The organism is Curtobacterium sp. B8, assembly GCF_000333315.1.
Lineage (GTDB): Bacteria > Actinomycetota > Actinomycetes > Actinomycetales > Microbacteriaceae > Curtobacterium > Curtobacterium luteum.
Window position 1 is genome coordinate 6547 of record NZ_BACW01000607.1, and the last position, 6571, is coordinate 13117.

Consider the following 6571-nt stretch of genomic DNA (forward strand, 5'->3'; position numbering starts at 1 on the left):
CCNCNCCNCNCCNCCNNGCCNNCAACNNGNNCCGGGCTACCGCCGGACCGCAGCGGGCTCCGGCTCGTGCCCGGACGCGGCCTCCTCCGGCACCCTGAGGAACCACAGCACCACGAACGCGAGCGCGTAGAGCGCGACGAACGTCCAGACGACGCCGCTGCCCCCGCCCCACGGCAGCACGAGGCCGACGACGGCGTTCCCGAGGAACGTCGCGCCACCGGCTGCCGTGGCGTACATCGCCATGGCCGCACCGCGGCGCTCCGCACCGGCGAACGCGGGCACGATGGCACCCATGGGCGTGAACCCGGCGAGCATGATGCCGAAGACGGTGCCGGCGGCGGTCGCGAGCCAGAAACCCCACTCGGAGCCGGCGGGCACGAGGTGCGGGACGTACCACCAGGCGAGGAGGCCGACCGCGGACGCCGCGATGCCGAACCACTTCACGGTGCGGATCCACCCGATCCGGTCGCCGAGCGCGCCGAAGAAGGCGTTGAACAGGATGTTGCCGGCGTAGACGATCACCGTCATCGTCAGCCACTTCGACTGCCCCCAGCCGAGTTCGGTCCCGATGACCGCCGGCATGATGACGAACATGCCGAACTCCGGCGCGGTGTTCACGAGGCGGATGAGGACGGCGAGGAGCACCTTCGGGCGCCGCACGCAGACCTCGATGCCGGAAGCGAGCACCCGCGCGGCGGACTGCTCGCGCGGGGCGATGCGGCCGAGGCCGGTCGGCTCGCGCACGCCGGAGCGGACGATCACCCACCCGACGACGACGAACACGAGCGACAGGGCCATCGACCACGTCTCGCCGAGCGATCCGCCGCCGAGCGCCGGGATCGTGCCGATCGCGATGAGCGAACCGAGGGTCGGCAGCCCGCCGGTGAAGACCACGTAGAACCAGCCGACGGCGGTGGCGTTCCGCTCGCGGGCGACGGTGTGGTTGATCCAGCACAGGAACGAGAACGCGAAGAGCGGGAAGCCGAGGCCGCGCAGGAAGTACGTCAGCGCGATGAGCCCGACCGAGGCGGTGGGCAGCGCCGCGAGGAACGCGACCTGGAACACCACCCAGAGCACCGCGCCGACGGTCATCACGCGCCGCGGCCCCCACAGGTCCGAGAGGACGCCCGCGAAGTACGACGCGACGAGGACCGCGACACCGTAGATGCCGATGATCATCGCGGCGCTGTCGGTCCCGCCGCTGCCGAGCACGCCGGCGATGTGCGGGGCGATGAAGTTCGACTCGATGCCGTCGCCGGTCATGAAGACGAGCACACCGAGGAAGCCCCAGCGCAGGGAGTGCGGGATGCCGAGTCGGGCGAGGAGCCCGACCCGCTCGCGGACGGGCGGTGGAGCCGTCAGGTCGGTTCCCGGTGCGGGGACGCCGTTCGGCGGGGTGAGGGTGCTGGTCTGGGTGGTGCGGGGTTCCGACATGTGTCGTCTCTCCTGGAGGGCCCCCGGAGTGCTCGACCCGGCATCGCGGCATGTCTCCGGGGTGCGCCGCGCACCGTCCGCCCGACCGCCCGCCGGCAGCGGACGCTCGGGACGTCGGCGATGATGCGAGTCCTGTGCCCGGGGCACCCCGTTGCTGGCGGGGTGGTGCCCGGCGGACCATCGCCGGCCCGAAGCATGGTCCCCGAGGTTAGACCGCTCCAACGCCGGTGGTCAAGAACGACAACTGTTGCGTAACGATCTCGCCGCACCGGGCGTCAGCGGCGGCGTCCGCTCCGGTGTCCCCGTGCTGCCTCGAACTCCGCTCGGGCTCGGTCGCTCGCGCGCTCGGCGTCGTCCCGGGCGTCGCGCAGCCGCTCCGTCTCGGACGCGAGGTCCTCGAGGTTCCGGACGAGTCGCTCCAGCTCGGCCGCGAGTCCCGCGCGACGTTCCTCGAGCGCCTGCCGTCGGGCGTCCACGCCGTCGAGTGCCTCCTCGGCCGCGTCGAGCGCGGCGTCGGCTTCCCTCGACGCGCGACGCGCGTCGGCCTCCGCACGGCGCGCGGCCCCGCGGTGGGGCACCGGTGCCGCGTCGTCCGGTGCCGCCTGCGGGACGGGCCCGGGCGTGCGCGCTGACGGCCTGGAGGCACGGGTCGACCCCGACGGACCGCCCGCGTCCGCTCGGTGGTCGCCACGGCGCGTCCGCCCACGACCCCTCGCGTGGTCGATCGGGATCGGGGGCGCGTCGGAGCCGGACCATGCACCCGGCACCGCGTCCGGGTCGGCGAGCGCTCCGTCGAGGTCGACGCCGTCGAACCCGACGCTCTCGAGCGGCCGGACGAGCAGACCGGACCGCACGGCCGCGGCGGCGTGCGGGTCCATCATCGCGGCCTCGATCGTCGCTCCCACCTGGTCGAGCACCGCACGGGTGACCCCGTGCCCCGCGTCCACGGCGAGCTCGGCTCCCCGGTCCGTCAGCCTGCGGACGAGCCGGGCCCGCTGCTTCCGGAGCGTCGCGATCTCGTCCGGGTCGGCGTCGGTCTGGGCCTGCCGGAGCGCGGGACCGAGGTCGATCGCCTCGTCGAGCGCGCCGTCCCGCACGAGGAGGTCCACGACCCACGCGGCCGGTGCCGGCTTCCGGAGCGACCCGATCCGGGTGGCGAGGGCCCGGTCGTCCTTCCGCACCGCCCGCTGCCGCGCGGTCCGGGCACGCACGAAGTCGCCGGGGGCCGCGAGCAGCAGCTCCCCGGCGACCTCGCTGAACTCCATCAGCCCAGCATGCCCGCGCTCCGCTGGTGGGTCACCAGTCGTGGACGGTGCCGTCGGCGAGCCGGTTGAACGGCAGGTACGCCTGCTCGTACGGGTACTTGCCGGCCTCGTCGACGTCGAGGGAGACCCCCAGGCCGGGTTCGTCGCCCGGGTGCAGGTAGCCGTCCGTGAAGGTGAACGTCTGCCGGAACACCTGGTTCGTCCTCGGCCCGTGCTGCATGTACTCCTGGATGCCGAAGTTGTGGATCGCCAGGCCGAGGTGCATCTGCGCCGCGAGGCCCACGGGTGAGATGTCGGTCGGTCCGTGGAACCCGGACTTGATCTGGTACATCGCCGCGTAGTCCATCGTCTTCCGCAGGGGTGTGACGCCGCCCATGTGCGTCACCGCTCCGCGGACGTAGTCGATCAGCTGGTCGCGGATGATGTCCTTGAAGTCCCAGATCGTGTTGAACACCTCGCCGATCGCGAGCGGCGTCGTGGTGTGCTGGCGGACGAGCTTCAGGGCCTCCTGGTTCTCGGCCGGGGTGCAGTCCTCGAGCCAGAAGAGGTCGTAGGGCTCGAGCGACTTGCCGAGCTTCGCGGCCTGCAGCGGGGTCATCCGGTGGTGGCCGTCGTGCAGCAGCGGGAGCTCGGGACCGAACTCGTTCCGCACGGCCTCGAACACGGTCGGCACGTGCCGCAGGTAGGCGCGGGTGTCCCAGTCCTCCATCGCCGGGTACGCCCCGCGCTGCGCTGGCTCGAAGTCGTAGCGGACGCCCGCGTTGCCCTCGGTCGTCCGGTTCGACGCGATTCCGTAGATGCTCTCCAGCCCGGGGACGCCCGTCTGCACGCGGATGGAGCGGTAGCCCTCGGCCTGGTGCTCGCGGATGGAGTCGAACAGCTCGGGCAGCTCCTTGCCCGATGCGTGCCCGTACGCCATCAGCCCGGTCCGCGAGGCGCCGCCGAGCAGCTGGTACAGCGGCATGCCCGCGACCTTGGCCTTGATGTCCCAGAGCGCCATGTCGACGGCGGCGATCGCGGCCATCGTGACCGGGCCCCGACGCCAGTAGGACGACCGGTAGAGGAACTGCCAGGCGTCCTCGATGCGGCTCGCGTCCCGCCCGACGAGGAGCGGCACGACGTGCTCGGACAGGTACGCGGCGACGGCGAGCTCCCGGCCGTTGAGGGTGGCGTCGCCGAGCCCGGTCACACCGTCGACCGTGGTGATCTTCAGCGTCACGAAGTTCCGGTCCGGGCTGGTGACGATGACCTCGGCCCGGTCGACGAGCTGCCCGCGGTCGGTCGACGCCCAGGTGTCCGGACGGCCGGCCGTCGGGTCGGTCGCAGCACCGGAGTCGGTGGCCCCGGGCACCGGGGCCGCGGGGTTCGTGGTCGTGTCGGTCATGCGTGGGCTCCTTCTTCGGTGCGGGCTGCGGCGGTGCCCCGCCGTTCGGTGCGGATGCGGTCGGCGGCTGCGGTCACGGCGGCGACCACGGGGGTGGTGTCGAGATCCGGGGCGACGACCCGCAGGACGTCGTGCACGTCCGAGTCTGGTCCGGGCGCTCCGGCGTCGCTCACGAGCTCGGGCTGTTCGGTCACGTGCAGCCACCACGCGGCGAGCGCGGTCGCCGCCCCGGGTCCGATGCCGGCGGCGGGGTCGCGGTCGAGTCGGCGGCGCAGGACCTCGACGATCCGCACCGGGAGCTTCTCGGACCCACCCGACGCGATCTGCCGGAGGGTGTGCCGGATGCGCGGGTTCGCGAACCGCTCGACGAGGGCGCGTCGGGCGGCGGCCACCTCGGCGTCGGGGAGCGGCAGTTCGGCGGCGGCCTCGTCCCAGAGCTGCTCGACGGCGCTGCGGCAGCGCGGGTCGTCCATGGCGTCGGCGACGGTCTCGTGCCCGAGGAGCAGCCCGAGGTACGCGAGGAGGGAGTGCGAGCCGTTGAGCAGCCAGAGCTTGCGCTGCTCGTACGGCGTGACGTCCTCGACGAGCCGGACGCCCGCGGTCTCCCACGCGGGACGCTCGATCCCGGCGAAGCGGTCCTCGAGCACCCACTCGGCGAACGGCTCGGTGACCACGGGCACCCGGTCGCCGTCGAGCGCCCCGGGCAGGTCCGCGATCGACGTGACGTCGGCGTCCGTCGTCGCGGGGGTGATCCGGTCGACCATCGAACTCGGGAACGCGACGTTCGACCCGATCCAGTCGCGGAGGCCGTCGTCGTCGACGGCGTCGAGCACCGCCGACCGCAGGACGTCGCCGTTGTGGGTCAGGTTGTCGAGCGACACGAGCGCGATCCGACCGGCGCCGGCGGCACGCCGGGCGTCGAGCCCCGCGACCAGGCGGGCCGGGACGTCCGAGCCGGTCCGGTACCCCTGCTCGGTGACCGTCAGGGTGACGATGGTCGTGTCGGCGGACGCGACCGCGCGCCTCCAGGCCGGGTCGTCGGTGCCCGGGCGGGCCGCGACGACGGTGTCGATCACCTCGGCGGTGTCGCCGTCCGCGGCGCGGGTCACGAGCGTGTAGCGGCAGCCCTGCGCGCTGAGCGCCTCGGCGACGTCGGGCGAGCGCCCGGTGAACGCGGTGATGCCCCAGCGGTCCCCGTCGGCGCGCTGGGTGTACCAGGCGAGGTGGGCGCGAGCGAACGCACCGATGCCGAGGTGGACGATGCCGGGGCGGCGGTCGGTCATGCCGCCACCGGGACGAGCGACCGGAGGTACGCCAGGTTGTCGGCCGTTCGCTCCGCGAGCGGCAGGTCGGTGGAGAAGTCCTCGATGGTCACCCAGCCGTCGTAGCCGTGCTGGCGGAGGGCGTCGAGGTAGTCGGACACCGACGCCTGGCCGTCGCGCAGCGGTGCCCACTCGTTCTGCCAGATCGCGGACCCGTCGGCCCGGGTGTCGCCGGTGTCGACCCAGCGGGCGTTCTTCACGTGGGCGTGCGCGAGGTAGGGGCCGAGGAGCTCGAACGCGGCGAGGTGGTCCTCCTGCCCCTCGATGACGAGGTTGCCGAGGTCGTGGATGACGCCGACGTGCTCCGGGTCGAGCCCGTCGACGAGCCGGAGGGCGGCCGACGCGGACGGCGTGATCGTCATGTGGTGCAGCTCGACGAGTGCCTTGACGCCGAGTTCCGCCGCGCGGCCCGCCGCCCACTCCAGGTCGGCACGGGTCCGGTCGAACAGCTGCGGGTAGGTCGCGCCGGTACGCTCGCGCTCCTGCCGGTAGTGCGGCATGGTCACGCGGACCTGGCGGGCGCCGAGCTCGGCGGTCACGCGGAGCATCGTGTCGACGCCGTCCCGGTCGGACACCGGCTGGTAGCCGCCGACGCCGGAGTACTCGAGCCCCGCGGCGTCGGTGATCCGGGCGATCTCGCCGACCTGGTCCTGGATGCCGGTGAACTGCCACGTCGACCGGTTGCCGGTCCAGAACGACCGGCCGGCCGGCACCTCGGCGCCGTCCGCCGGGCGGTCGTCGACGACGCGCCACTCGATGCCGTCCCACCCCTGCTCGGCGAGGGTCTGCGCCGCCTCGGCCGGGGACCAGTCGGGCGTGGAGGCGGTGAACACGGAGAACTTCATCGGGTGGCTCCTTCGGTGGGGATCGCGGCGCCGACGACCGGCACCACGTCGTCGTACACGCCCTCGATGACGTCGTCGATCCGGACCGGCTTGCCGAGCGTCGCGCTGACGTAGAGCCCGCGGACGGTGGCGAGGGACACGAGGGCGGCGTCGACCGTGACGCCGGGTTCCCGACCCTCGCGGACGGCGGCGACGATGTCCGTGTACTGGCGGGCGTGGCCCGGCGCGAAGTGGTCGGGCTCGGTCGGGCCGCCCACGACGTGCTCCGGCGGGACGACGTCGGACTTCTGGTCGACTGCGTCGGCGACTGCGGTGGCGTTC

Annotated in this window: 5 protein-coding genes and 1 pseudogene; all 6 read right to left on the minus strand. The window is 73.3% G+C overall.

Annotated features, from left to right (window positions below; all coding sequences use genetic code 11):
* Positions 1–36: 36 nt before the first annotated feature.
* On the minus strand, positions 37–1434 hold the full coding sequence (locus I59_RS16460) for an RbtT/DalT/CsbX family MFS transporter (RefSeq protein ID WP_022904814.1): 1398 nt from the start codon (positions 1432–1434) through the stop codon (positions 37–39).
* Positions 1435–1709: 275 nt separating this feature from the next.
* Positions 1710–2699 (minus strand): hypothetical protein, encoded by a 990-nt coding sequence (locus tag I59_RS21100; protein ID WP_022904815.1) that lies wholly within the window; start codon positions 2697–2699, stop codon positions 1710–1712.
* A gap of 31 nt (positions 2700–2730) precedes the next feature.
* The gene (gene manD, locus I59_RS16470; protein WP_022904816.1) at positions 2731–4083 is read right to left on the minus strand and encodes a D-mannonate dehydratase ManD; all 1353 of its coding nucleotides are present in this window, start codon (positions 4081–4083) and stop codon (positions 2731–2733) included.
* Positions 4080–5366, minus strand: coding sequence for a mannitol dehydrogenase family protein (locus I59_RS16475; protein WP_022904817.1), 1287 nt, complete (start codon positions 5364–5366; stop codon positions 4080–4082). The genes manD and I59_RS16475 overlap by 4 nt, the downstream gene beginning before the upstream one ends.
* Complete coding sequence (locus tag I59_RS16480; protein ID WP_022904818.1) at positions 5363–6250, minus strand: sugar phosphate isomerase/epimerase; 888 nt, start codon at positions 6248–6250, stop codon at positions 5363–5365. The genes I59_RS16475 and I59_RS16480 overlap by 4 nt, the downstream gene beginning before the upstream one ends.
* Positions 6247–6571 (minus strand): annotated as a pseudogene (locus I59_RS16485) (gfo/Idh/MocA family oxidoreductase); the annotation flags it as partial. The gene I59_RS16480 and the pseudogene I59_RS16485, both read right to left, overlap by 4 nt.